The sequence below is a fragment of the Achromobacter sp. ACM05 genome, from assembly GCF_019218915.1.
Lineage (GTDB): Bacteria > Pseudomonadota > Gammaproteobacteria > Burkholderiales > Burkholderiaceae_B > Achromobacter > Achromobacter animicus.
In genome coordinates this window covers 259510-281967 of record NZ_JAHUWQ010000005.1, presented here as the reverse complement: position 1 = coordinate 281967, position 22458 = coordinate 259510, and the positions used below count along the sequence as shown (strand labels likewise).

General features: G+C 65.0%; 20 protein-coding genes. 19 read left to right on the top strand and 1 reads right to left on the bottom strand.

What is annotated here, in order from left to right:
* Window positions 1-10: 10 nt before the first annotated feature.
* The 12 genes from hisC to cysM all read left to right on the top strand — a co-directional run bounded on the left by hisC (window position 11) and on the right by cysM (window position 11798).
* Window positions 11-1132 carry a histidinol-phosphate transaminase gene (hisC, locus tag KW836_RS26040; protein WP_175137462.1) on the top strand — a complete coding sequence of 374 codons (1122 nt, stop codon included), beginning with the start codon at window positions 11-13 and terminating at the stop codon, window positions 1130-1132.
* The gene (locus tag KW836_RS26035; protein WP_218345147.1) at window positions 1129-2031 is read left to right on the top strand and encodes a prephenate dehydrogenase/arogenate dehydrogenase family protein; all 903 of its coding nucleotides are present in this window, start codon (window positions 1129-1131) and stop codon (window positions 2029-2031) included. Before hisC ends, KW836_RS26035 begins: the two co-directional genes overlap by 4 nt.
* Window positions 2032-2035: 4 nt before the next feature.
* The gene (gene aroA, locus KW836_RS26030) at window positions 2036-3358 is read left to right on the top strand and encodes a 3-phosphoshikimate 1-carboxyvinyltransferase (protein ID WP_218345146.1); all 1323 of its coding nucleotides are present in this window, start codon (window positions 2036-2038) and stop codon (window positions 3356-3358) included.
* 21 nt (window positions 3359-3379) lie between these two features.
* Window positions 3380-4060 (top strand): (d)CMP kinase, encoded by a 681-nt coding sequence (cmk, locus tag KW836_RS26025; RefSeq protein WP_370633081.1) that lies wholly within the window; start codon window positions 3380-3382, stop codon window positions 4058-4060.
* Window positions 4061-4293: 233 nt separating this feature from the next.
* Complete coding sequence (gene rpsA / locus KW836_RS26020) at window positions 4294-6006, top strand: 30S ribosomal protein S1 (RefSeq protein ID WP_175122832.1); 1713 nt, start codon at window positions 4294-4296, stop codon at window positions 6004-6006.
* A 3-nt stretch (window positions 6007-6009) separates the two neighbouring features.
* The gene (locus KW836_RS26015; protein ID WP_056322254.1) at window positions 6010-6372 is read left to right on the top strand and encodes an integration host factor subunit beta; all 363 of its coding nucleotides are present in this window, start codon (window positions 6010-6012) and stop codon (window positions 6370-6372) included.
* A 209-nt stretch (window positions 6373-6581) separates the two neighbouring features.
* Window positions 6582-6896: a lipopolysaccharide assembly LapA domain-containing protein gene (locus KW836_RS26010; protein WP_062838607.1), complete on the top strand. Its 315-nt coding sequence runs from the start codon at window positions 6582-6584 to the stop codon at window positions 6894-6896.
* 45 nt (window positions 6897-6941) lie between these two features.
* Window positions 6942-8156, top strand: a complete 1215-nt coding sequence (lapB, locus tag KW836_RS26005; protein ID WP_175122831.1) for a lipopolysaccharide assembly protein LapB — start codon at window positions 6942-6944, stop codon at window positions 8154-8156.
* A complete protein-coding gene (gene rfaE1, locus KW836_RS26000; protein ID WP_175122830.1) occupies window positions 8153-9094 on the top strand; it encodes a D-glycero-beta-D-manno-heptose-7-phosphate kinase in 942 nt (313 codons plus the stop codon). The genes lapB and rfaE1 overlap by 4 nt, the downstream gene beginning before the upstream one ends.
* Window positions 9091-10080 (top strand): ADP-glyceromanno-heptose 6-epimerase, encoded by a 990-nt coding sequence (rfaD, locus tag KW836_RS25995; RefSeq protein ID WP_056567633.1) that lies wholly within the window; start codon window positions 9091-9093, stop codon window positions 10078-10080. The genes rfaE1 and rfaD overlap by 4 nt, the downstream gene beginning before the upstream one ends.
* A 223-nt stretch (window positions 10081-10303) precedes the next feature.
* Window positions 10304-10813: a helix-hairpin-helix domain-containing protein gene (locus tag KW836_RS25990; protein WP_218345145.1), complete on the top strand. Its 510-nt coding sequence runs from the start codon at window positions 10304-10306 to the stop codon at window positions 10811-10813.
* Window positions 10814-10889: 76 nt separating this feature from the next.
* Entirely contained in the window at window positions 10890-11798 is a 909-nt protein-coding gene (gene cysM, locus KW836_RS25985) for a cysteine synthase CysM (RefSeq protein WP_056569425.1), read from the top strand.
* 107 nt (window positions 11799-11905) lie between these two features.
* On the opposite strand, the gene mltB is transcribed toward cysM, so the two are convergent.
* Window positions 11906-13066 (bottom strand): lytic murein transglycosylase B, encoded by a 1161-nt coding sequence (mltB, locus tag KW836_RS25980; protein WP_218345144.1) that lies wholly within the window; start codon window positions 13064-13066, stop codon window positions 11906-11908.
* Between the two features lie 10 nt (window positions 13067-13076).
* Between mltB and KW836_RS25975 the strand changes: the two genes are divergently transcribed.
* The 7 genes from KW836_RS25975 (at window position 13077) to KW836_RS25945 (ending at window position 22249) form a co-directional block, all read left to right on the top strand.
* Complete coding sequence (locus KW836_RS25975; protein ID WP_175124735.1) at window positions 13077-14000, top strand: histone deacetylase family protein; 924 nt, start codon at window positions 13077-13079, stop codon at window positions 13998-14000.
* Window positions 14001-14072: 72 nt separating this feature from the next.
* A complete protein-coding gene (locus tag KW836_RS25970) occupies window positions 14073-14822 on the top strand; it encodes an electron transfer flavoprotein subunit beta/FixA family protein (protein WP_056322273.1) in 750 nt (249 codons plus the stop codon).
* Between the two features lie 2 nt (window positions 14823-14824).
* The gene (locus KW836_RS25965; RefSeq protein ID WP_056567625.1) at window positions 14825-15754 is read left to right on the top strand and encodes an electron transfer flavoprotein subunit alpha/FixB family protein; all 930 of its coding nucleotides are present in this window, start codon (window positions 14825-14827) and stop codon (window positions 15752-15754) included.
* A 181-nt stretch (window positions 15755-15935) separates the two neighbouring features.
* Window positions 15936-17627: an aspartate-alanine antiporter gene (gene aspT / locus KW836_RS25960; protein WP_218345143.1), complete on the top strand. Its 1692-nt coding sequence runs from the start codon at window positions 15936-15938 to the stop codon at window positions 17625-17627.
* A gap of 108 nt (window positions 17628-17735) precedes the next feature.
* Window positions 17736-19556: a bifunctional aspartate transaminase/aspartate 4-decarboxylase gene (locus KW836_RS25955; protein WP_218345142.1), complete on the top strand. Its 1821-nt coding sequence runs from the start codon at window positions 17736-17738 to the stop codon at window positions 19554-19556.
* A 130-nt stretch (window positions 19557-19686) separates the two neighbouring features.
* A complete protein-coding gene (gene aspT, locus KW836_RS25950; RefSeq protein WP_175124723.1) occupies window positions 19687-21387 on the top strand; it encodes an aspartate-alanine antiporter in 1701 nt (566 codons plus the stop codon).
* Window positions 21388-21607: 220 nt separating this feature from the next.
* Window positions 21608-22249 (top strand): peroxiredoxin, encoded by a 642-nt coding sequence (locus KW836_RS25945; protein WP_175124722.1) that lies wholly within the window; start codon window positions 21608-21610, stop codon window positions 22247-22249.
* The last annotated feature ends 209 nt before the right edge of the window (window positions 22250-22458 follow it).

Genomic DNA, 22458 nt, shown 5'->3' with positions numbered 1-22458 from the left:
ATCCCACATCATGACCCACGCATCCAAGCCCCTCGTTGCTCCCGCGCACGTCAGCGCCATTGCCCCGTACCAGGCAGGCAAGCCGATCGAAGAACTGGCCCGCGAATTCGGGCTGGATCCGGCGACCATCGTCAAGCTGGCCTCCAACGAAAACCCGTTGGGCATGCCCAAATCGGCGAAGGCGGCCATGCTGGCCGCGGCCGAATCGCTGGCACGCTACCCGGACCCCAACGGCTTTGACCTGAAGGCGGCGCTGGCTGAACGCTACGGCGTGCCGATGAACTGGATCACGCTCGGCAACGGCTCGAACGACATCCTGGAAATCGCCGCGCTGGCGCTGCTGGAGCCGGGCGCTTCCGCGGTGTACGCGCAGCACTCGTTCGCGGTCTACCGCCTGGCCACGCAGGCGCGTGGCGCGCGCCACATCGTGGTGCCGGCCGTGGACCACGGCCACGACCTGGATGCGATGTTCGACGCGATCGCCGACGACACGCGCCTGGTGTTCATCGCCAACCCGAACAACCCCACCGGCACTTTCGTGCCGGGCGACAAGGTCGCGGACTTCCTGGAACGCGTGCATGCCGCGCATGGCGACCGCGTCACGGTCGTGCTGGACGAGGCCTACAACGAATACCTCGATCCGGAGCTGCGCTTTGACAGCACCGCGCTGGCGCGCCAGTACCCGAACCTGATCGTGTCGCGCACGTTCTCCAAGGCTTACGGCCTGGCGGGCCTGCGCGTCGGTTTCTCGGTGGCGCAGCCCGGCCTGACCGACCTGCTCAACCGCGTGCGCCAGCCGTTCAACGTCAATACGCTGGCCCAAGCCGCGGCCATCGCAGCGCTCGGCGATGCCGAATACCTCGAGCAAGCCTACGCTTCCAACAAGGCAGGCAAGGCCCAATTGTGCGCCGCGTTCGACAAGCTGAATCTGCGTTACGTGCCCAGCTATGGCAACTTCGTGCTGGTTCACGTGGGCGACGCGCCGCGCATCAATCTTGAACTCCTCAAGCGCGGCGTCATCGTGCGTCCCGTTGCGGGCGACGGTCTGCCGGAGTGGCTCCGCGTGTCCATCGGACTGCCTCAAGAGAACGCCCGATTCATCGACGCCTTGACTGCCATCCTGACCGCATGAACGACGCGTTACCTTCTTCAGATCAGGGGGCCGCGGGCCCCCTGATTCCTGTATTGGCAGTGGTTGGCGTCGGCTTGATCGGCGGATCGTTCGCGGCGGCCTTGCGGCAGGCAGGGCAGGTGGGCAAGGTGCTGGGCGTGGGGCGCAATGCGCAGTCGTTGGAACGCGCTGTGGCGCTGGGCCTCATCGACGAGGCCGTGACGGCCGAAGCCGCAGCGGCCCGGGCGGATCTCATCATGCTGGCCACGCCGGTCGGCGGCCTGACAAACGTGCTGTCGCAGATGCGGACGCACCTCTCGCCGCACGCCGTGCTGACCGACGGCGGCAGCACCAAGGCTGAAGTGGTCGAGGCGGCGCGCGATGCGCTGGGCGATCGCATCGGGCAGTTCGTGCCGGGCCATCCCATCGCGGGCGCCGAGCGCACCGGGCCGGAAGCCGCGGATGCGGATCTCTACCGCGGACGCACCGTCATTCTCACGCCCGTGCCTGAAAACGGCGCGGCGGCTATGGCGCTCGTGCGCCAGGCTTGGCAGGCTTGCGGCGCGCACGTGATCGACATGGACGCCGGCGCGCACGATCGCGTGCTCGCGTCGGTCAGCCATCTTCCGCATCTGCTGTCGTCGGTGTATATGGAACAGGTGGCCACGGCCGCCGACGCCGCGACCCGGCTGGAACTGGCGGGCAGCGGCTTTCGTGATTTCACCCGTATTGCCGCCGGATCGCCCGAGATGTGGCGCGACATTTTTTTGTCCAATCGCGACGCCATGCTGGCCGAGCTGGCCGCTGTGCGCGGCGTGCTGGACCGGGCCGAGCGCGCCATTGCCGATGGCGACGGCGAAGCTTTGCTGACGCTGCTGGACACGGCGGCGCGTGCGCGCCGCGGCTGGCGCAAGGAGTAGTTCAATGGGCGCTTTGTCTTACCTCGATCTGCCGCGCGTGCGGCGTGCGCAGGGCGCGATGGCCTTGCCGGGATCCAAGAGCATTTCCAACCGCGTGCTGTTGCTGTCGGCCATCGCCGAAGGCTCGACGGTCATCACCGGCCTGCTGGACTCCGACGACACTCGCGTCATGCTGGCGGCATTGCGTCAGCTGGGCGTGCAGGTGTCCGACCTGGACGCCGGGCGCGTCACGGTGCAGGGCGTGCGCCGTTTTCCGGTCGAAAGCGCCGACCTCTTCATGGGTAATGCGGGCACCGCAATCCGTCCGTTGACGGCGGCACTGGCCCTCATGGGCGGCGACTACCGCCTGTCCGGCGTGCCGCGCATGCACGAGCGCCCGATCGGCGACCTGGTCGATGCCCTGAACGCGCTGGGCGCGCGTATCGACTATCTGGGCCAGCCGGGTTATCCGCCGCTGCACATCGGCCGCGGCGACATCGCTGAAAACGCCGTGACCCGCGTGCAGGGTTCGGTCTCCAGCCAGTTCCTGACCGCCTTGCTGCTGGCCGCGCCTTTGCAGGCTGCTCGCAGCGGCAAGCCCGTCACGATCGAGGTCGTGGGAGAGCTCATTTCCAAGCCCTACATCGAGATCACGCTGAACCTGATGGCGCGCTTTGGCGTGCTGGTGCAGCGGGACGGCTGGAGCCGATTCGTTGTGGACGCGGGCGCCGCCTATCGCAGTCCGGGGCAGATCGCCGTGGAAGGGGACGCATCGACGGCGTCGTATTTCCTGGCGCTGGGCGCCATTGGCGGCGGCCCGGTGCGCGTGACCGGCGTCGGCGCCGACAGCATCCAGGGCGATGTGGGATTCGCGAGCACCCTGGCCGACATGGGCGCCAAGGTTACCTACGGTCCGGACTGGATCGAGGTGTCGGGGGTGCAGGTTGCCGACGGCGAGCGCCTCAAGGCCTTTGATACCGATTTCAACCTGATCCCCGACGCGGCGATGACAGCCGCGGCGCTGGCCCTGTACGCCGACGGTCCTTGCCGGCTGCGCAACATCGGCAGCTGGCGCGTCAAGGAGACGGACCGCATCCATGCCATGCAGACCGAGCTGGAAAAGCTGGGCGCGCAGGTGGAGTCCGGCCCCGATTGGCTGCGCGTGACGCCGCCGGCGCAGGACGCCTGGCGCGATGCCCACATCGGCACCTGGGACGACCACCGCATGGCGATGTGCTTTTCGCTGGCGGCATTCGGACCGGCGGCGGTCCGCATTCTTGATCCCGGATGTGTCAGCAAGACGTTCCCGGGTTACTTTGACGTCTACGCCGGCCTGGTTTCGGCCTAGCGCTGCATCGCATCCATGACTTTGACTGCTTCAACTTCCGCCTCCCTGGCCCCGGTCATCACGATCGACGGTCCCACCGCGTCCGGCAAGGGCACCGTGGCTCATCGCGTCGCCAAGGCGCTGGGCTGGGCGGTGCTGGACAGCGGCGCCCTCTACCGGCTGACTGCGCTGGCTGCCATCAACCGCGGCGTTGCCGCCGACGACGAGCCCGCCGTGGCGCGCGTGGCCGAGACGCTGGATGTAAGGTTCGACGGACCGCACGTTTACCTCGAGGGGGCCGATGCCGGCCATGACATCCGCCGCGAGGAAGTGGGCAATTTCGCATCGCGCGTGGCGGCTTTCCCGGGGGTGCGGCAGGCATTGCTCGAGCGCCAGCGCGCCTTCCGGCTGCCGCCCGGCCTGGTTGCGGACGGCCGCGACATGGGCACCGTCGTGTTCCCGGACGCGTCGCTGAAGGTCTTCCTGGTCGCCGACGTGGTCGCCCGGGCGGAGAGGCGGCGTAAGCAGTTGATCGAAAAGGGAATTTCTGCTAATCTAGACGACCTTTTGCGGGATATGCGCGAGCGTGATGCGCGCGACACCGGGCGCGCCACTGCGCCGCTGGCTCCCGCAGCAGATGCACACGTGCTGGATTCGTCCAATCTGACGATCGCGGAAACGGTGCAGGCAATCCTGGATTTCTGGCAGCAAGCCAACCCGTGAAGTTAAGTGAAGTGAAGTGAAGTTAACTGAATTTACGGGCAGTGTTGCTACAGGCAGTATTGCTACCGGCAGTTTTTAGCATTTTTTGATTAGGCCCTGCTCAAGCCAGGCGACTCCCCCACGGGCCACCCCGCAAGGGTCAGCCAGCCGGCAGGTATTTTGACTCCACTGTGGCGGGCAATCCGCTGCGGTGTGTTCTTAACGGCCATTTCGGCCCAATGGATTTCAACCCCATGTCTTCCGTTTCCACTACCGCCACCGGCGGCGAAAGCTTCGCCGACCTTTTCGCACAAAGCCTCAAGAGCCAGGACATGAAGTCCGGCGAGGTCATCAGCGCCGAAGTCGTGCGCGTCGACCACAATTTCGTCGTCGTCAACGCCGGCCTGAAGTCCGAAGCGCTGATCCCCCTGGAAGAGTTCCTGAACGACCAGGGCGAGCTCGAAGTGCAACCTGGCGATTTCGTCTCGGTGGCCATCGATTCCCTGGAAAACGGCTACGGCGACACCATCCTGTCGCGTGACCGCGCCAAGCGCCTGTCGGCCTGGCTGCAACTGGAAAAGGCCCTGGAGAACGGCGAACTGGTTACCGGCACCATCACCGGCAAGGTGAAGGGCGGCCTGACCGTCATGACCAACGGCATCCGCGCGTTCCTGCCGGGTTCGCTGGTGGACCTGCGTCCGGTCAAGGACACCACCCCGTACGAAGGCAAGACCCTCGAATTCAAGGTCATCAAGCTCGACCGCAAGCGCAACAACGTTGTGCTGTCGCGTCGCCAGGTGCTGGAAGCCAGCATGGGCGAAGAGCGTCAAAAGCTGCTCGAAACCCTGCACGAAGGTGCCGTGGTCAAGGGCGTGGTCAAGAACATCACCGACTACGGCGCGTTCGTCGACCTGGGCGGCATCGATGGTCTGCTGCACATCACCGACATGGCCTGGCGCCGTGTGCGTCACCCCTCCGAAGTCCTGCAAGTGGGTCAGGAAGTCGAAGCCAAGGTCCTCAAGTTCGACCAGGAAAAGAGCCGCGTCTCCCTGGGCGTCAAGCAGCTTGGCGAAGATCCGTGGGTGGGCCTGGCTCGCCGCTACCCGCAAGGCACCCGCCTGTTCGGCAAGGTCACGAACCTGACCGACTATGGCGCGTTCGTTGAAGTCGAAGCCGGCATCGAAGGTCTGGTCCACGTGTCCGAAATGGACTGGACCAACAAGAACGTCGACCCGCGCAAGGTTGTGACCCTGGGCGAAGAAGTCGAAGTCATGGTCCTGGAAATCGACGAAGACCGTCGCCGTATTTCGCTGGGCATGAAGCAGTGCCGCCAGAACCCGTGGGAAGAGTTCGCCACGAACTTCAAGCGTGGTGACAAGGTCCGCGGCGCCATCAAGTCGATCACCGACTTCGGCGTGTTCGTCGGCCTGCCCGGCGGCATCGACGGCCTGGTTCACCTGTCCGACCTGTCGTGGGCGGAATCTGGTGAAGAAGCCGTGCGCAACTTCAAGAAGGGTGACGAAATCGAAGCCGTGGTTCTGGGCATCGACACCGACAAGGAACGCATCTCGCTGGGCATCAAGCAGCTGGAAGGCGACCCCTTCAACAACTTCGTCGCCACGTTTGACAAGGGCGCCGTCGTTCCGGGCACCATCAAGTCCGTCGAAGCCAAGGGCGCCGTCGTGACGCTGTCCGTGGACGTCGAAGGCTACCTGCGCGCTTCCGAGATCTCCTCGGGCCGCGTCGAAGATGCCACCACCGTGCTGTCCGCCGGCGAAAACATCGAAGCCATGATCGTCAACATCGACCGCAAGACGCGTTCGATCCAACTGTCGATCAAGGCCCGTGACAACGCCGAAACCGCCGACACGATCCAGCGCATGTCCGATGCCAGCGCTTCGTCCGGCACCACCAACCTCGGCGCGCTGCTGAAGGCCAAGCTGGACCAACAGCGCAACGACGGTTAATTCGTGACCAAGTCGGAGCTGATCGCCGCCTTGGCGGCCCGCTATCCTCAGCTGGCCGCCCGCGACACCGATTACGCGGTCAAGACCGTACTGGATGCAATGACTCAGGCCCTGGCCTCGGGTCAGCGCATCGAGATCCGCGGTTTTGGCAGCTTCTCGTTGTCGCAACGGTCACCCCGTATCGGTCGCAATCCCAAATCCGGCGAGCAGGTGCTGGTGCCTGGTAAACAGGTGCCGCACTTCAAGGCAGGCAAGGAATTGCGCGAGCGGGTGGACCTGGTCGGCGGCAATGACGAGGACGCTCAATCCTCTGGGTCGAGCGAGTCGATGCCGTCTTCCATGGCAGGTTTGCACGCCATGCACTGACGCGTCGGCCAGGCAGGGCTGCCTTCGGGCAGATCGGACCGCGAGCAAAGCCCCTTGAGAAATCAAGGGGCTTTGTTTTTGTGGCGCCGGTTCATGCGGGCGCCCGGCTTGCGCAAGGGCGGGCCGTGCTCCGCCGTGGGGCTTTTTTTTCTCTCGTCATGAAGACGTCGCTTACAATTGACGGTCTCGAATCATCTGGAGCATGCGCCATGCGCTATCTCGTCTGGGCCCTGCGATTGCTCGTCTTTGTTGCGGTGTTGATGTTCGCCTTGAAGAACACCGACCCCGTCGCCGTGAAGTTCTACGCCGACTACGTCATCCAGGATGTCCCGCTGATCGTCGTCATGCTGGTCGTGTTCGTGCTTGGCGCGCTGTTCGGCCTGCTGCTGACGGTGCCCGCCGCGCTGCGCCGCCGCCGCGAGGCCATCCGCCTGCGCCGCGAACTGGATCGCATCCAGGCCGCCGCCAATGGCACGACGCCCGTCGTGCCCCCCGAAGCCGTCGCTCCCATGTCGCCGCTGTGACACCGCGCCGCCTTTTTGCACCGAATTACCGCATGAGTCCGAATAGTGGATTTTGAACCTTGGTGGTTGATATTCGTCCCGGTGCTGTTCGCGCTGGGCTGGCTGGCCGCGCGATTCGACATCCGGCAGATGCTGCGGGAAACGCGCAGCCTGCCCGACTCCTATTTCCGCGGGCTTAATTTTCTGCTCAATGAAGAGCCTGATCGCGCCATCGACGCCTTCGTCGAAGTCGCCAAGCTGGACCCGGAAACCACGGAGCTGCACTTTGCGTTGGGCAGTCTGTTCCGCCGCCGCGGCGAAATGGAACGCGCCATCCGGGTGCACCAAAGCCTGCTGAACCGTTCCGACCTGCCGCAGGCCGAACGCGAACACGCGCAGCACGAGCTGGCCCAGGACTTCCTGAAGGCCGGGATGCTGGATCGCGCCGAAAGCGGTTTCGAGCAGCTCAAGGACACGCGCTACGCCTTGCCCGCGCTGCGCTCGCTGATCCGCATTTATGAATCCGAGCACGATTGGCCGCGTGCGATCGAGGCCGTGAAGACCCTGCAGGGCCTGGTCGACGAGCCCGTCCCGCAAATCGTGCATTACTACTGCGAACAGGCCCAGACCGCGTTGGCGGCCAAGCCCGCCGACGTCGAGGCCGCGCACAAGGCGCTGGACGCGGCGGACCATGCGCTGTCCACCACCGAAGCCGCCTCGAGCAAGGGCGCCAAGGTGCGCACCGCCATGCTGCGGGCGCGCCTGGCGCTGATCGAACAGGATCCGAAGCGCGAACGGCTGTATCTCGAGTCGGTCATGACCGACGCGTCCGAATACGCCGGGCTGGTGGCCGAACAGTTGCTGGCCAATTACCGCAATGCCAATCAGGTGGCGGAGGGCTTGGATTTCCTGCAAAAGCAGTATGGCCGCCATGCGTCCCTGGACCTTTTCAATGTGGTGTTCCGGGAGCTGCGGGTGCAGCAGGGCGCCGCGACCGCATGGGCCTTTGCCCGTGGCGCGCTGCGCAGCCATCCTTCGCTGTTGGGGCTGGATCGCCTGCTGGAAGCCGAACTCGCCAATGGCGACAGCGACGGCGATCACGGTCCGGTGCCGGGCGCCGATCTGACGCTGCTGCGCAGCCTGATTCACAAGCACACGCAACGGCTCGATCGCTACGCATGCCGCAATTGCGGTTTTCAAGCGCGTCGTTTTTACTGGCAATGTCCCGGCTGCAACGCCTGGGAAACCTATGCGCCGCGCCGTCTGGAAGAACTTGAATGAACTCTTTTCCCGCCGAAGCCATTTCGCGTAGCCGCGTGCTCGTGGTTGGCGACGTCATGCTGGACCGCTACTGGTTCGGAGAAGTCGAACGTATCTCGCCCGAAGCGCCCGTGCCGGTCGTGCGGGTCGCGCGACGCGAAGACCGCCTGGGCGGCGCCGCCAACGTGGCGCGCAACGTCGCGGCCCTGGGTGGCCACGTGACCCTGGTCGGCGTGCTGGGCCAGGACGAAGCCGGCGACAGCGTCCGGCGCCTGGCCACCGAGGCCGGCATCCAGGGCGACCTGATCGCCGACAACGAACTGCACACCACCCTCAAGATGCGCGTGCTGGGCCGCCAGCAACAGCTGCTGCGTGTGGACTTCGAACAGCATCCCACCCAGCCATCGCTTGACGCGGTGGACGCCGCGCTGGCCCGGCATCTGGCCAACCACGACATCGTCGTTCTGTCGGACTATGCCAAAGGCGTGCTGACCCGGGTCGAATCGCTGATTGCGCTGGCGCGCAGCGCGGGCATCCCGGTGCTGGTGGACCCCAAGGGCGACGACTATTCGCGTTATCGCGGCGCGACGCTGGTCACGCCCAACCGCTCGGAAATGCAGCAGGCAGTTGGCCGCTGGACGTCCGAAGCCGAATTGACCGATCGTGCGCAGCGCCTGCGCGCCGATCTGGACCTTGAAGCCTTGCTCGTGACGCGGTCCGAGCAGGGCATGACTTTGTTTTCCGACGCGGGACGCGACCACACCGACGCGCAAGCGCATGAGGTGTTCGATGTGTCCGGTGCGGGCGACACCGTGCTGGCCACGCTGGCGGTTACGCGCGCCATCGGTTTGCCGTGGGCCGAAGCCATGGGCTGGGCCAACAAGGCCGGCGGCATCGCCGTGGGCAAGCTGGGCACGTCCGTCGTCACGGCTGCGGAATTGGCAGGAGAATCCTCATGATCGTCGTTACCGGAGCCGCGGGCTTCATTGGCAGCAACCTGGTTCGCGGACTCAACCGCCGCGGCATCGAAGACATCATTGCCGTCGATGACCTGACCGAAGGCGACAAGTTCGTCAATCTGGTCGACTGCAAGATCGCCGACTACATGGACAAGGACGACTTCCGCCGGCGCGTCGCCGATGGCAGCCTGCCCGAAATCCGCGCGGTGCTGCACCAGGGGGCGTGCTCGGACACGACCGAGCGCAACGGCCGCTACATGCTGGACAACAACTACCGCGTCACGCTGGAGCTCTTCGAGTTCTGCCAGGCGCGCCGCGTGCCGTTCCTGTATGCGTCCTCGGCGGCCGTGTACGGCGGTTCGACGACCTACGTCGAGCATCCCGACAACGAAGGCCCGCTGAACGTCTACGGCTATTCCAAGCTGCTGTTCGACCAGGTGCTGCGCAAGCGCATGGACAGCCTGACGGCGCAGGTCGTCGGTCTGCGGTACTTCAACGTGTACGGTCCGCACGAGCAGCACAAGGGCCGCATGGCCTCGGTGGCGTTCCACAACATGAACCAGTTCCTGGAGCACGGGCACGTGCGCCTCTTTGCGGGCTGGGACGGCTACGTGGATGGCGGCCAGAGCCGTGACTTCATCTCGGTCGAGGATGTGGTGGCGGTGAATCTGCATTTCCTGGATCACCCCGAGCAATCGGGCATCTTCAATTGCGGCACCGGCAAGGCGCAGCCGTTCAACGACGTGGCGGCCGCGGTGGTGAACACGCTGCGCGCCGAGCGGGGCGAGGCCGAGCTGACGCTGGCTCAGTTGGCCGAGCTGGATCTGATCCGCTACATCCCGTTCCCGGACGACCTCAAGGGGCGCTACCAAAGCTATACGCAGGCGGACGTCACGCAGCTTCGGGCCGCCGGTTTTGCTGCGCCGATGCGCGATGTGCAGACGGGCGTGGCCGAGTACGTGCGCTACTGGCGCGCCCGGAAGTAATCCGCCGCGCAGGCAAGGCGACAACGAAGGCCACCGCGACGCGGTGGCTTTTTTTTTGCCCGCGACGTTGCCTGCCATTGGCCGGGGACATCGCCGGGGTATCTGCACGCGTAGTTGCCGGGGTGGATGTTTTGGTTCACCGGACCGGCGCTGCGAGCCGCCCGCCCCGATGATGGCAACGGGGCGCGGCAACCGTCGCGTCCGTAACTGTCAGGAGAACCCCATGAATCCCTTCGTCCATCCCACCGTTGCCCGCAACCTGCCTCTGGCCTCGTGGCGCCGCGCGCGTCCCGCTGCCATGACTGCATGCCCCCGAGAGCGGCACCGCATCCTGCGGCGGGCGCTCGGCGCGTTGCTGCTGTCCGCTGGCCTGGGCGTGGCCGCGCCGCCCGCGCATGCGGTGGACATCAACCAGGCCACTGCAGCCCAGCTAGAGGGCGTGCGAGGCATCGGCCCTCGCACCGCTGAAATCATCGTCCGTGAACGCGAGCGTGGCGGCGGCTTTGAGTCGCTGGACGACTTGACCGAGCGCGTGCGGGGCATCGGCCAGAAAAAGGCTCAGGCGCTGCAGGCGGCGGGGCTGACAATCGGCGCGGCGGGTGCGGCCGCCAAGCCGTCGGCAGGCGCGTCCGGCGCGGCGCCCGGAGCCCGGCCCGCGCCCGGCAAGGCCGCTGCGCCAAAGCCGGCGCCGCCTGCCGCCAGTGCGCCGGCACAGGTCCGCGCAAAGCCCTGAGTCGGGTTCTGGCTAACCCTGGCGGGTGCGCGGCTTTTGCGGCCGCGCGGCGCCGGGCGGAGTTATGATCGACCGCATGACTACTACCTACCCCACTATCGAGCAGACCGTCGGCAACACGCCCCTGGTGCGCCTGCAGCGCATTCCTGGGGCGGCGGGCGACGCGCGCGGCAATGTCATCCTGGCCAAGCTGGAAGGCAACAACCCGGCGGGGTCCGTCAAGGATCGTCCCGCCTTGTCGATGATCCAGCGCGCGGAAGAGCGCGGCGACATCAAGCCCGGCGACACCCTCATCGAGGCCACCAGCGGCAACACCGGCATTGCGCTGGCCATGGCGGCCGCCATGAAGGGTTACCGCATGATCCTGATCATGCCGGACAATCTGTCCGTCGAGCGGCGCGCAGCCATGGCCGCCTACGGCGCTGAGCTGATCCTGACACCGGCCGACAAGGGCGGCATGGAATACGCCCGCGACCTGGCCACCGAGATGCAGGCCGATGGCCGTGGCGTGGTGCTGGACCAGTTCGCCAATCCCGACAATCCGCGCGCACACATCGAAACGACGGGCCCGGAACTCTGGAATCAGACGGAAGGACGCATCACTCACTTCGTCAGCGCGATGGGCACCACGGGCACGATCATGGGCGTGTCCACCTACCTGAAGTCTCGCAATCCCGCCGTGCAGGTGGTGGGCGCGCAGCCGGCCGAAGGATCGCAGATTCCCGGCATCCGCAAGTGGCCCGAGGCCTACCTGCCCAAGATCTTTGACCGCAGCCGCGTGGACGCCTACGAGTCCATCCAGCAATCCGAGGCCGAAGTGATGGCACGGCGGCTGGCTGCCGAGGAAGGCATTTTCGGCGGCATTTCGTCGGCCGGTGCGCTGGTCGCGGCGCTGCGGGTTGCCGAACGCGTCAACGATGCGACCATCGTGTTCATCGTGTGCGACCGCGGTGATCGCTATCTGTCGACGGGCGTGTTCAACTGACACGCAGGGCCCCCCCGGCCAGTAGGGCACCCAAATGAAAAACGCCCTGGCGGTTGAACCTGCCAGGGCGTTTGTCTTTCGGCGCGGACGTGTCCGCACGAGGTCGCTCACCGCGCGACGCGGGCCTCGATCTCCGTTGCCAGATCCGCCACCGACGTCGCATAGAAGTAACTGCGGTTGTACTTGGTCAGTGCAAAGAAGTTGGGCGTGCCCACGCGATACTGCGCCGTGCCGCGCATTTCTTCGACCAGATCCACCACGCCCAGCGGCTGGCTGCTCCAGCCATCGCTGGTCGCGCCGGGCTTGAGCTGCGAGCCGGCCGCCGACAGCGTGGTCCAGCTTTGCTTGGGCTCCAGGCCGCCGTCCACCAGCGCGGTGGGATCGGCGGGCAGCACCACGGGTGCGAACACCGGCAGGCCGCGCTGCCAGCCGTGCTGCGCCAGGAAGCTGCCCACGGACATGATCGCGTCCTGCGTGTTGTTGGTCAGGTCGATATGGCCGTTGCCGTCGCCGTCCACGGCGTAGTGCATCACGCTGGTCGGCATGAATTGCGGCATGCCGATGGCGCCGGCATAGGAGCCCTGCGTTTCCAGCTCGAGCTTGTCGTTCATGACCAGCGTCAGGAAGTCCGCCAATTGGGTGCGGAACATGGTGGCGCGCTCGGGCTTGGCGGGGTCGGGGTAGTCAAAGGCCAGCGTGGCCAGCGCGTCCAGGACGCGAAAGTTGCCCATGTTGCGGCCATACAGCGTTTCGACGCCGATGATGGAGGCAATGATGGGCGCGGGCACGCCGAACCGTTGCGCGGCCTGATTCAGCAGGTCGCGGTTTTCGTTGTAGAACTCGACGCCCCAGGCGATGCGCTTGGGCTCGACGAAGCGCGACCGGTAGGTCAGCCAGCTGCGCCAGACCTTTTTGCCCGGCGGGGAGGGCGCAATCAGCCGCGCGACCGTCGCGTTGTAGCGCGAGCTTTCCAAGGCGGACACCATCGGCGCCAGCGGCAGTTGCCGTTCGGCGGCCAGGTTCTCGACGAAGGTGCGGACCTCGGGGCGCAGCGCGCCCGACGGCGTCAGCGTGGCGGGCGCGTCGTCCGCCAGTTCGGGGCCGAGCGTCGGCGTGCTGGGCCCGATGCGGATGGGGGTTGTCCCTGAAGCCTGGGCCGTTTGGGGAGCGAGGGACGTGGAGGGTGCTGCGGTGGGAGTGGTGGTGGAGCACCCCGCCAGCAGGGCGGAAAGCGCGCCGAGTTGCAGTATTCGCCGACAGATGAACATAATCTTCCTTATGGAGACCATGTATCTTACCCACCCGGCATGCCGCTTGCATGAAATGGGAAGCTGGCATCCGGAAAGCCCCCAGAGGCTGGACGCCATCTCCGATCAGTTGCTCGCAAGCGGATTGATGCCTTATCTGGATGACCGGCAGGCGCCGCAGGCGTCCCGCAATGACCTCTTGCGCGTGCACACTGTCCAGTACCTGGACAGTTTGCAGAAACATACGCCGGACCAAGGGTATTACCCTATCGATCCCGACACCCTCATGAACCCGCACACCTACGAAGCCGCGCTGCATGCCGCGGGCGCCGGGGTGGCCGCGGTCGACGCGGTGCTGGGCGGCGAGGCGCGTACGGCCTTCTGCGCGGTGCGTCCGCCGGGGCACCACGCCTGCCGATCGCAGGCCATGGGATTCTGCTTTTTCAATAACGTCGCCATTGCGGCGCAGCACGCCATGGACTTCCACGGCCTGACGCGCGTGGCGATTGTCGATTTTGACGTTCACCATGGCAACGGCACGGAAGACGTCTTCGCCGGCGATGATCGGGTGCTGATGTGCAGCTTTTTCCAGCATCCGTTCTTCCCCAACAGCGGCGCGAATCACCCGGCCGCCAACATGCTGAATGTGCCCGTGCCTGCCTACACGGCGGGCGCCGCGGTCCGGACTATCGTCACGGACACGTGGCTGCCGCGGCTGGAAGCGCACCGCCCCGAACTGATCCTCGTGTCTGCGGGCTTTGACGCCCACCGCGAGGACGACATGGGGCAGATGGGGCTGGTCGAGGCGGACTATGCCTGGATCACCGAGCAGCTTGTCGACGTGGCTGACCGCCACTGTCAGGGCCGGATCGTGAGCACGCTCGAGGGCGGTTACAACTTGTCGGCCCTGGGCCGCAGCGTGGTCGCGCACATACGGGCGCTGGCGAAGCTGTAGAATCAGGAAAAAATTGTGCAATGCGATCCCGGCGCAAAGCCGGGTCATTATTTTCCAATTGGAGGCAGCGGGATGAAGGTGTTGGTACCTGTCAAGCGCGTCGTTGACTACAACGTCAAGGTGCGCGTCAAGTCTGATCAGACCGGCGTGGATATCGCCAACGTGAAGATGTCCATGAACCCCTTTGACGAAATCGCCGTCGAAGAAGCCACCCGCCTGAAGGAAAAGGGCGCGGTCGCTGAAGTCGTGGCGGTTTCTTGCGGCGTTGCGCAATGCCAGGAGACACTGCGCACCGCCATGGCCATCGGCGCCGATCGCGGCGTGCTGGTCCAGACCGATGCCGAACTGCAACCGCTGGCTGTCGCCAAGCTGCTCAAGGCGCTGGTCGACAAGGAACAGCCCCAGCTCGTGATCCTGGGCAAGCAGGCCATCGACGACGACGCCAACCAGACCGGCCAGATGCTCGCCGCGTTGCTGGACTGGCCGCAAGCCACGTTCGCCAGCAAGGTCGAACTGGCCGACGGCAAGGTCACCGTGACGCGTGAAGTCGACGGCGGCCTGGAAACCTTGTCGCTCAAGCTGCCCGCCATCGTGACCACCGACCTGCGCCTGAACGAGCCGCGCTACGTCACGCTGCCGAACATCATGAAGGCCAAGAAAAAGCAGTTGGACACCGTCACGCCGCAGGACCTGGGCGTTGATCCCGCGCCCCGCCTGAAGACGCTGAAGGTCAGCGAGCCGCCCGCCCGCAAGGCCGGCATCAAGGTTGCCGACGTCGCGGCGCTGGTGGACAAACTCAAGAACGAAGCGAAGGTGGTCTGATCATGACGACGCTGGTTATTGCCGAACACGATAACGCCCAACTCAAGGGCGCAACCCTGAACGCCATCGCCGCCGCCGCCAAGATCGGAGGCGACGTGCACGTGCTGGTCGCCGGCGCCAACGCGCGCGCCGTGGCCGACCAGGCTGCCCAAGCCGCTGGCGTGGCGAAGGTGCTGTTGGCCGATGCCCCGCATCTGGCGGACGGTCTGGCCGAAAACGTCGCGGCGCAGGTGCTGGCCGTGGCCTCGAACTACAGCCACATCCTGTTCCCGGCCACCGCGTCGGGCAAGAACGTGGCGCCGCGCGTTGCCGCCAAGCTGGACGTGGCCCAGATCTCCGACATCATCGGTGTCGAATCCGCCGACACGTTCCAGCGCCCGATCTACGCTGGCAACGCCATTGCCACCGTGCAATCGGCCGACGCCGTCAAGGTCATCACCGTGCGCACGACCGGCTTTGACGCCGTCGCTGCCCAAGGCGGTTCCGCCTCGGTCGAAGACGCCGCTGCCGTGGCCGATTCCGGCCTGTCCACGTTCGTGGGCCGCGAAGTCGCCAAGAGCGATCGTCCCGAACTGGCCGGCGCGCGCGTCGTGGTCTCGGGCGGCCGTGGTCTGGGCAGCGCCGAAAACTTCAAGATCCTGGATCCGCTGGCCGACAAGCTGGGCGCCGCACTAGGCGCTTCGCGCGCCGCGGTCGACGCGGGCTACGCGCCGAACGACTGGCAGGTTGGCCAGACCGGCAAGATCGTCGCGCCGCAGCTGTACGTGGCCGTCGGCATCTCGGGCGCCATCCAGCATCTGGCCGGCATGAAGGATTCGAAGGTCATCGTTGCGATCAACAAGGACGCCGAAGCGCCGATTTTCGGCGTCGCCGATTACGGCCTGGTGGGCGACCTGTTCACGGTCGTTCCCGAGCTGACGAACGCGCTGTAAGTTTCAGCCGGTTCGATCAAAACCGCGGGCCTTCGGGTCCGCGGTTTTTTTTGCGGACGCGCCACGCATTTATTTCAGATATTCGAAAATCTTTGATTTTCTGAAAGACTCTGATAACGTACTTCGCGCTACTCACCGTTTGCGATTGTGCTTGACCTGTACAGAACGAAGGAGATTCGTGATGGAATGGTTCTTTGACACGCTACGTAAGTTCCCAGAGCTGGCGATTTTCTTGACCCTGGGCCTGGGTTATTGGATCGGGTCCAAGAAAATCTTCGGATTCAATCTGGGCGCAGTGACCGGGACATTATTGGTGGGCGTGCTGGTCGGCCAGCTCAACATTTCGATTGCTCCCATTCTCAAGCAGGTGTTCTTCCTGCTTTTTCTTTTTGGTCTTGGCTACGGCGTCGGACCGCAATTCTTCCGCGGCATGAAAAGCGATGGCCTGCCCCAGGTCATATTTGCCGTCATCATCTGCGTGCTCTGCCTGCTGGTTACCTGGGTGACCGCCATCGGATTCGGCTTTGATGCCGGGACCGGCGCGGGGCTGCTGTCCGGCGCGCAGACGATATCGGCGGTCATGGGCGTGGCGACCGACACGATCAACGGCCTGTCCATTGACGCGGCGACCAAGAAGCAGTGGATCGACAACATTCCCGTCGCGTACGCGGTCTGCTACATCTTCGGCACGGTTGGCAGCGCCTGGCTGCTGGCGTCCCTCGGTCCCAAGCTGATGCGCGTGGACATCGTGAAGGAATGCAAGGACTACGAGGCCAAGATGTCCGGCGGGGCCGATTCGATGGAGCTGTCGGGCTACCGCAAGTTCACCGCGCGGGCCTACCGGCTGGACCATACGGAATATGTGGGCAAGACGGTGGGTGAACTGGAAGCGAAGTTCGTGGATGCCCGTGTCTTTGTCGAGCGTATCCGCCGCGGCGACCAGATCATCGATGCCGACTCCAGCACCGCGTTGCAGGCCGGCGACGTGCTCGGCGTGACGGGCCGCCATGACGCGCTGGTGCTGCAGGCCTCGGGCCTCATCGGCACCGAGGTCGAGGACCGCGACGTCATCAACCTGCCGGCGGAGATCGTCGAAGTCGTGCTGACCAACAAGAACGTGGCCGGCAAGACGCTCAAGGAACTTGCCGAAAACGAGACCGTGCGCCAACTGGGCCGCGGCGTGTTCCTGCGCAAGGTCGTGCGCGGCGGCCACGAGATGCCGGTCAACTGGGGCCTGAAACTGGACCGCGGCGACCGCCTCTTCATCCTGGGCGCCACACGCGACGTCGAACGCGTGGTCAGCAAGCTGGGCTACGTGGACCGCGCCACCAACCAGACCGACATGGTGTTCGTGGGCTTTGGCATCTTGCTGGGCGGCCTGTTCGGCACGCTGGTGCTGACGGTGGGCGGCATTCCGATCACGCTCTCCACCTCGGGCGGCGCGCTGATCTCGGGCCTCATCTTCGGCTATCTGCGGTCGGTGCATCCAACGTTCGGGCGCGTGCCCGAGCCGGTGCATTGGTTCCTGACATCGGTGGGCCTGACCGCATTCGTCGCGGTGGTGGGTATCGTGTCGGGACCGGGCTTTGTGCAGGGCTTCCAGCAGCTGGGCGCAAAGCTGTTCATCGCGGGCGTCATCGCCACCAGCATTCCGATGATTCTGGGCGTGCTCATTGCCCGCTATGTCTTCAAGTTCCACCCTGCCATCTCATTAGGCGTGTGCGCAGGGGCGCGGACCACCACCGCGGCGATCGGCCAGATCACCGAGACGGCGAAAAGCCAGGTCCCGGCGCTTGGCTACACGGTGCCTTACGCCATCGGCAATACCCTGCTCATCATCTGGGGCATTGTCATCGTCATGCTCATGGCTTAGCAGGACTGCCCGCAAGCGCCGGCTTGCGGGTGCTGGATAGAAGCGCGGCAATCGTAACGGCGCTCGACTTGATGGCGCCTGTCAACACGCACACCAGGAGTACACAAAATGGCTTCCACTGCGCCTGTCACCGTCAGCCTGGCCTCGGCCCTGAAGACCACGCGTTCCCACCAACGCGACCTGGAGCAACTCTCACCGTTCGAACTGAAGGACTACCTGATCACGTTGGCCAAGGACAGCCAGCAGTCTGCTGCGGCGTCCATGTTGAATGCGGGCCGAGGCAATCCCAACTGGATCGCCACGGAGCCGCGGGACGCCTTCTTCCTGATGGGCCGGTTCGCCATGAAAGAGGCGCGCCGGGTGCGCGACGAGGGCATCCTGGCGGGCATGCCGGCCAAGAAGGGATGCGCCGACCGGCTGCGCAAGTTTCTGTCCAAGCACAAGAGCGAGGACGGCTACGATTTTCTGGTCGGGGTGCTGGAATACGGCGTCAAGATCAAGGGGTTCGATCCGGACGAGTGGATCCATGAACTGACCGACAGCATCATCGGCGACCACTATCCCGTGCCGCCGCGCGCGCTGGTGCACACCGAGCAGATCATCCACGACTACCTGATCAAGGAAATGTGCGACGGCCGCCCGCCCAAGGGCAAGTTCGACCTCTTCCCTGTGGAAGGCGGCACAGCCGCCATGTGCTACATCTTCGATTCGCTGATGGTCAACGGCCTTTTGAAGCAGGGCGACACCATTGCGCTGTTCCTGCCGACGTTCACGCCCTACATCGAGATCGCGCACCTGGAGCGCTTCCAGTTCAATATCGTCGGCATCAACGCCAGCAGCCTGCGCGCCGACGGCACGCACGATTGGCATTATCCGGCCTCGGAAATCGCCAAACTGGAAGATCCCAAGATCAAGCTGGCGGTCACGGTGAACCCCAGCAACCCGCCGTCGGTGGCGTTCAGCCCTGCCGAGATGAAGCAGATCGTGCGCATCATCCGCAAGAATCCCGACCTGGTGCTGGTGACCGACGACGTGTACGGCACCTTCGTGCCGAACTTCCGCTCGCTCATGGCGGAGGTGCCGCAGAACACCATCTGCGTGTACTCGTTCTCAAAGAACTTCGGCTGCACCGGCTGGCGCCTGGGCGTCATCGCCACGCACGAAAACAACACGATGGACCGGCGCATCGCCGAGCTGCCCGCGTCCTGGAAAAAGCGCCTGGACAAGCGCTACGGCGCCATGACGATGGAGCCCGAAAAGCTGAAGTTCATCGACCGCCTGGTTGCCGACAGCCGCGAGGTGGCGCTGAATCATACGGCGGGGCTGTCCTTGCCGCAGCAGGTGCAGATGGGCTTTTTTGCGCTGTCGCACCTGCTGGACCTGAAGGACGCCTACAAGCACCTGACCATGCAGATCGTGCGCAGCCGACGCGACGCGTTGTGGCGCGGGCTGGGCATCCCGATGCCGCCGGAAGATCCGATGCGCGGCTGGTATTACGTCGAACTGGACTTCATGGTCTGGGCCAAGATCATGTACGGCGATGCGTTCTGCAAGTACATGATCGACAACTACGAGCCGGTGGACTTCCTGTTCCGCCTGGCGGAGAAGACGGGCGTGGTGCTGATGGACGGCGGCGGGTTTGGCGGGCCGCCGTGGTCGATCCGGATCTCGCTGGCGAACCTGGACGATGCGGACTACGCCAAGATCGGCAAGTACATGGTCGAATCCGCGACCGAGTACGTCGAAGCGTGGAAGGCGTCCGAGCTGGTGCGCTCCGGCCCGACCGCGGGCAAGGGCCAGACGGTCAAGGCATCGGCAGCCAAGAAGGGCGCGGCTGCCGGCAAGACTGCGGCCAAGAAGGCCGTGAAGAAGGCCGTGAAAAAGGCAGACACGGCAGCCAAGTCGGCCAAGAAGGCGACCGCAAAGTAGGCCACCGAGAGACAGGCAACCGCGACGCCGGCAACCGTGCAGTCGGTTGGGGGCGACGCGGGCTGCCACAGGCCAAGCAACCGCAAAGCAGGCAACCGCAGAGCAGGCAACAACAGGGCGGCGTGGACTCATGACGTGTTCGGTCGGGTTTTTCAATAGCGTTCCCATCGCGGTGCTGTTCGTCACGGTGGGTTTGGGATACCTGATCGGCAAGCTGAAGGTCGGGCCGATACAGCTAGGCGGCGTGTGCGGCACGCTCATCGTCGCACTGCTGATCGGCCAGACGGGCTGCCAGATGCGCGGCGACCTGAAGGAGGTCGCGTTTGCGCTGTTCATCTTCGCCATGGGCTACTCCGGTGGCCCGCAGTTCTTCGCGAACCTAAACCGGTCCAGCCTGCGCTATGTCGTCCTGCCGCTGATCGAGGCGGTGCTGGTGCTGACGATCGTGTTGGCGGCCGTCCCACTGTTCGGGCTGGATGCCGGTACCGCCGCGGGCCTGGCGGCGGGCGCTGCGACCGAATCGGCCGTGGTGGGCACCGCCGCCGAGGCGCTCAAGCACCTGGGCCTGCCGGACGCGGAAGTGCAGCGCATGGAGGCCAACATCGCCACGGCCTACACGCTGACCTATCTGGTGGGCCTCATCAGCATAGTGTTCTTCACCAGCCAGGTGGCGCCCGCGTTGCTGCGCATCAATTTGCGCGAAGCGTCCAAGGCGCTGGAGGCCAAGCTGGGTGCGGCGCCCGGCGATAACGACGAGGCCAGCCTGCCGACGCTGCCGCGTCTGGTGGGACGCGCCCACGTGGTCAAGGACGTGGACGGCAAGCGGGTGGGCGACGTGGAGGCGCAACTGGGCGGGCGCACCGTGATCAGCCGCGTCCTGCGCAACGGCGAGGCCGTCGACGCCACGCCCGACTACGTGCTTGCGACGGGCGACATCGTGGTGGTGCTGGGATTACGCCGCTTTGCGCTGCGCGCCGGATCGGTGATCGGTCCGGAGATCCAGTTGCCCGAAGCGCACGCGGACGACCTGCAATTGAGCGAGCTGCAGGTCATCGTCAGCAAGAAGACCGTGAACGGCCACACGGTGGGCGAGCTGGCTTTGCGGCCCAATGCACGACGCGCGCGAGGCGTGTTCCTGCAATCCATCTCGCGCTCCGGCCACGTGCTGCCCCTGACGCCGGCGACCGTGGTGCAGTTCGGCGATCTGGTCACCCTGGTGGGGGCGGAGCCCGAGCTGTCCGAGGCGGGCGCCGCGCTGGGTTCCGAATTGCGCCGCAGCGGCGTGACGGACCTGGTGTTTCTGGCGTTTGGCATTCTTGCCGGGCTGATGATCGGCAGCCTGGGGGCAAGACTGTGGGGGATTCCGGTCTCGCTGGGCAGCGGGGGCGGGGCGCTGGTCAGCGGTCTGGTGTGCGGCTGGATCAACGCCAAGCGGCCGTCGATCGGGCACATGCCGGCCCATGCGGTGCAATTGCTCAAGGACCTGGGTCTGGCGATCTTCGTGGCCTGCGTGGGCTTGTCCGCCGGACCGGATGCGCTGTCGCTGATCCGCGAGCATGGGGCGGTGCTGCCGCTGATCGGCCTGCTGGTGTCGCTGGGGCCCGCGTGCCTGTCGCTGTGGGTGGGACACAAGCTGTTGAAGATCGAGGGGCCGCTGCTGGTGGGCGCCATTGCCGGGCAGCATGTCAGCACCCCGGCCATCAGCGCCATCCTGACCGCCAGCGGCAGCTCCGTGCCGCTGCTGGGCTACACGGTGACATACGCGATCGCCAACGTGCTGCTGCCCGTGCTGGGACCGATCATCGTGTCGCTGGCCTATCACTTGAGCTGACCCGGTGGCAGGGGCCGCCAGCGCTCGCCGTTAAGACGGCTGCGAATATTGCATAAGGTTATATGACTTGCGTATTTCCTCGCCTAAAGGTTTGATGGAAGAATCGTTTCACACGCGGTAACGTCACACGGCAACCTCCGCCACGAAACGCGATTGCCCGCTGCAGTCCATGCCGGACCGTCAGCCGGTCCCTACAACTGAATCCCGTACAGGAGACATCATGAGTCAACTACGCCTGGGCGACGTCGCCCCCGATTTCGAGCAGGAATCCTCGGCTGGCAAGATCCGCTTCCACGAGTACCTGGGCAACAGCTGGGGTGTGCTGTTCTCGCATCCGGCCGATTTCACGCCGGTTTGCACGACCGAACTGGGCTACACGGCCAAACTGGCCGACGAGTTCGCCAAGCGCAACGTGAAGGTCCTGGCCCTGTCGGTCGATGGCGCCGATTCGCACGCCAAGTGGATCGAAGACATCAACGACACGCAATCGACGACGGTCAACTTCCCGATCATCGCCGACAAGGATCGCAAGGTTTCCGAGCTTTACGACATGATCCACCCGAATGCCAGCGCCACGGCGACCGTGCGTTCGGTGTTCGTCATCGATCCGAACAAGAAGGTCCGCCTGACCATCACGTATCCCGCCAGCACGGGCCGCAACTTCAATGAAATCCTGCGCGTCATCGATTCGCTGCAGCTGACCGACAGCCACAGCGTGGCCACGCCGGTCAATTGGGAAGACGGCGACGACGTCATCATCGTTCCGTCCCTGCAGGACGAAGCGGTGATCAAGGAAAAATTCCCGAAGGGCTACAAGGCCGTGCGTCCGTACCTGCGCATCACGCCGCAACCGAATAAGTAAATTCGAAAAATGGGGGGTTGGCCCCCCGGCTTGAACGCGGTCCCGCGCCGCCTGAACCGCCGCGATCTTCATAGAGGATCGCGGCGGTTTTTCGTTGTTGGGATGCCTGTCCTATATGCCTCTTGGCGATGAGCAACCAAATAATGATTCGTTCCGTTCAGATCGGCCAACACGCAAACTTGCCTCCACATTGCAGATCACAGGGAGCA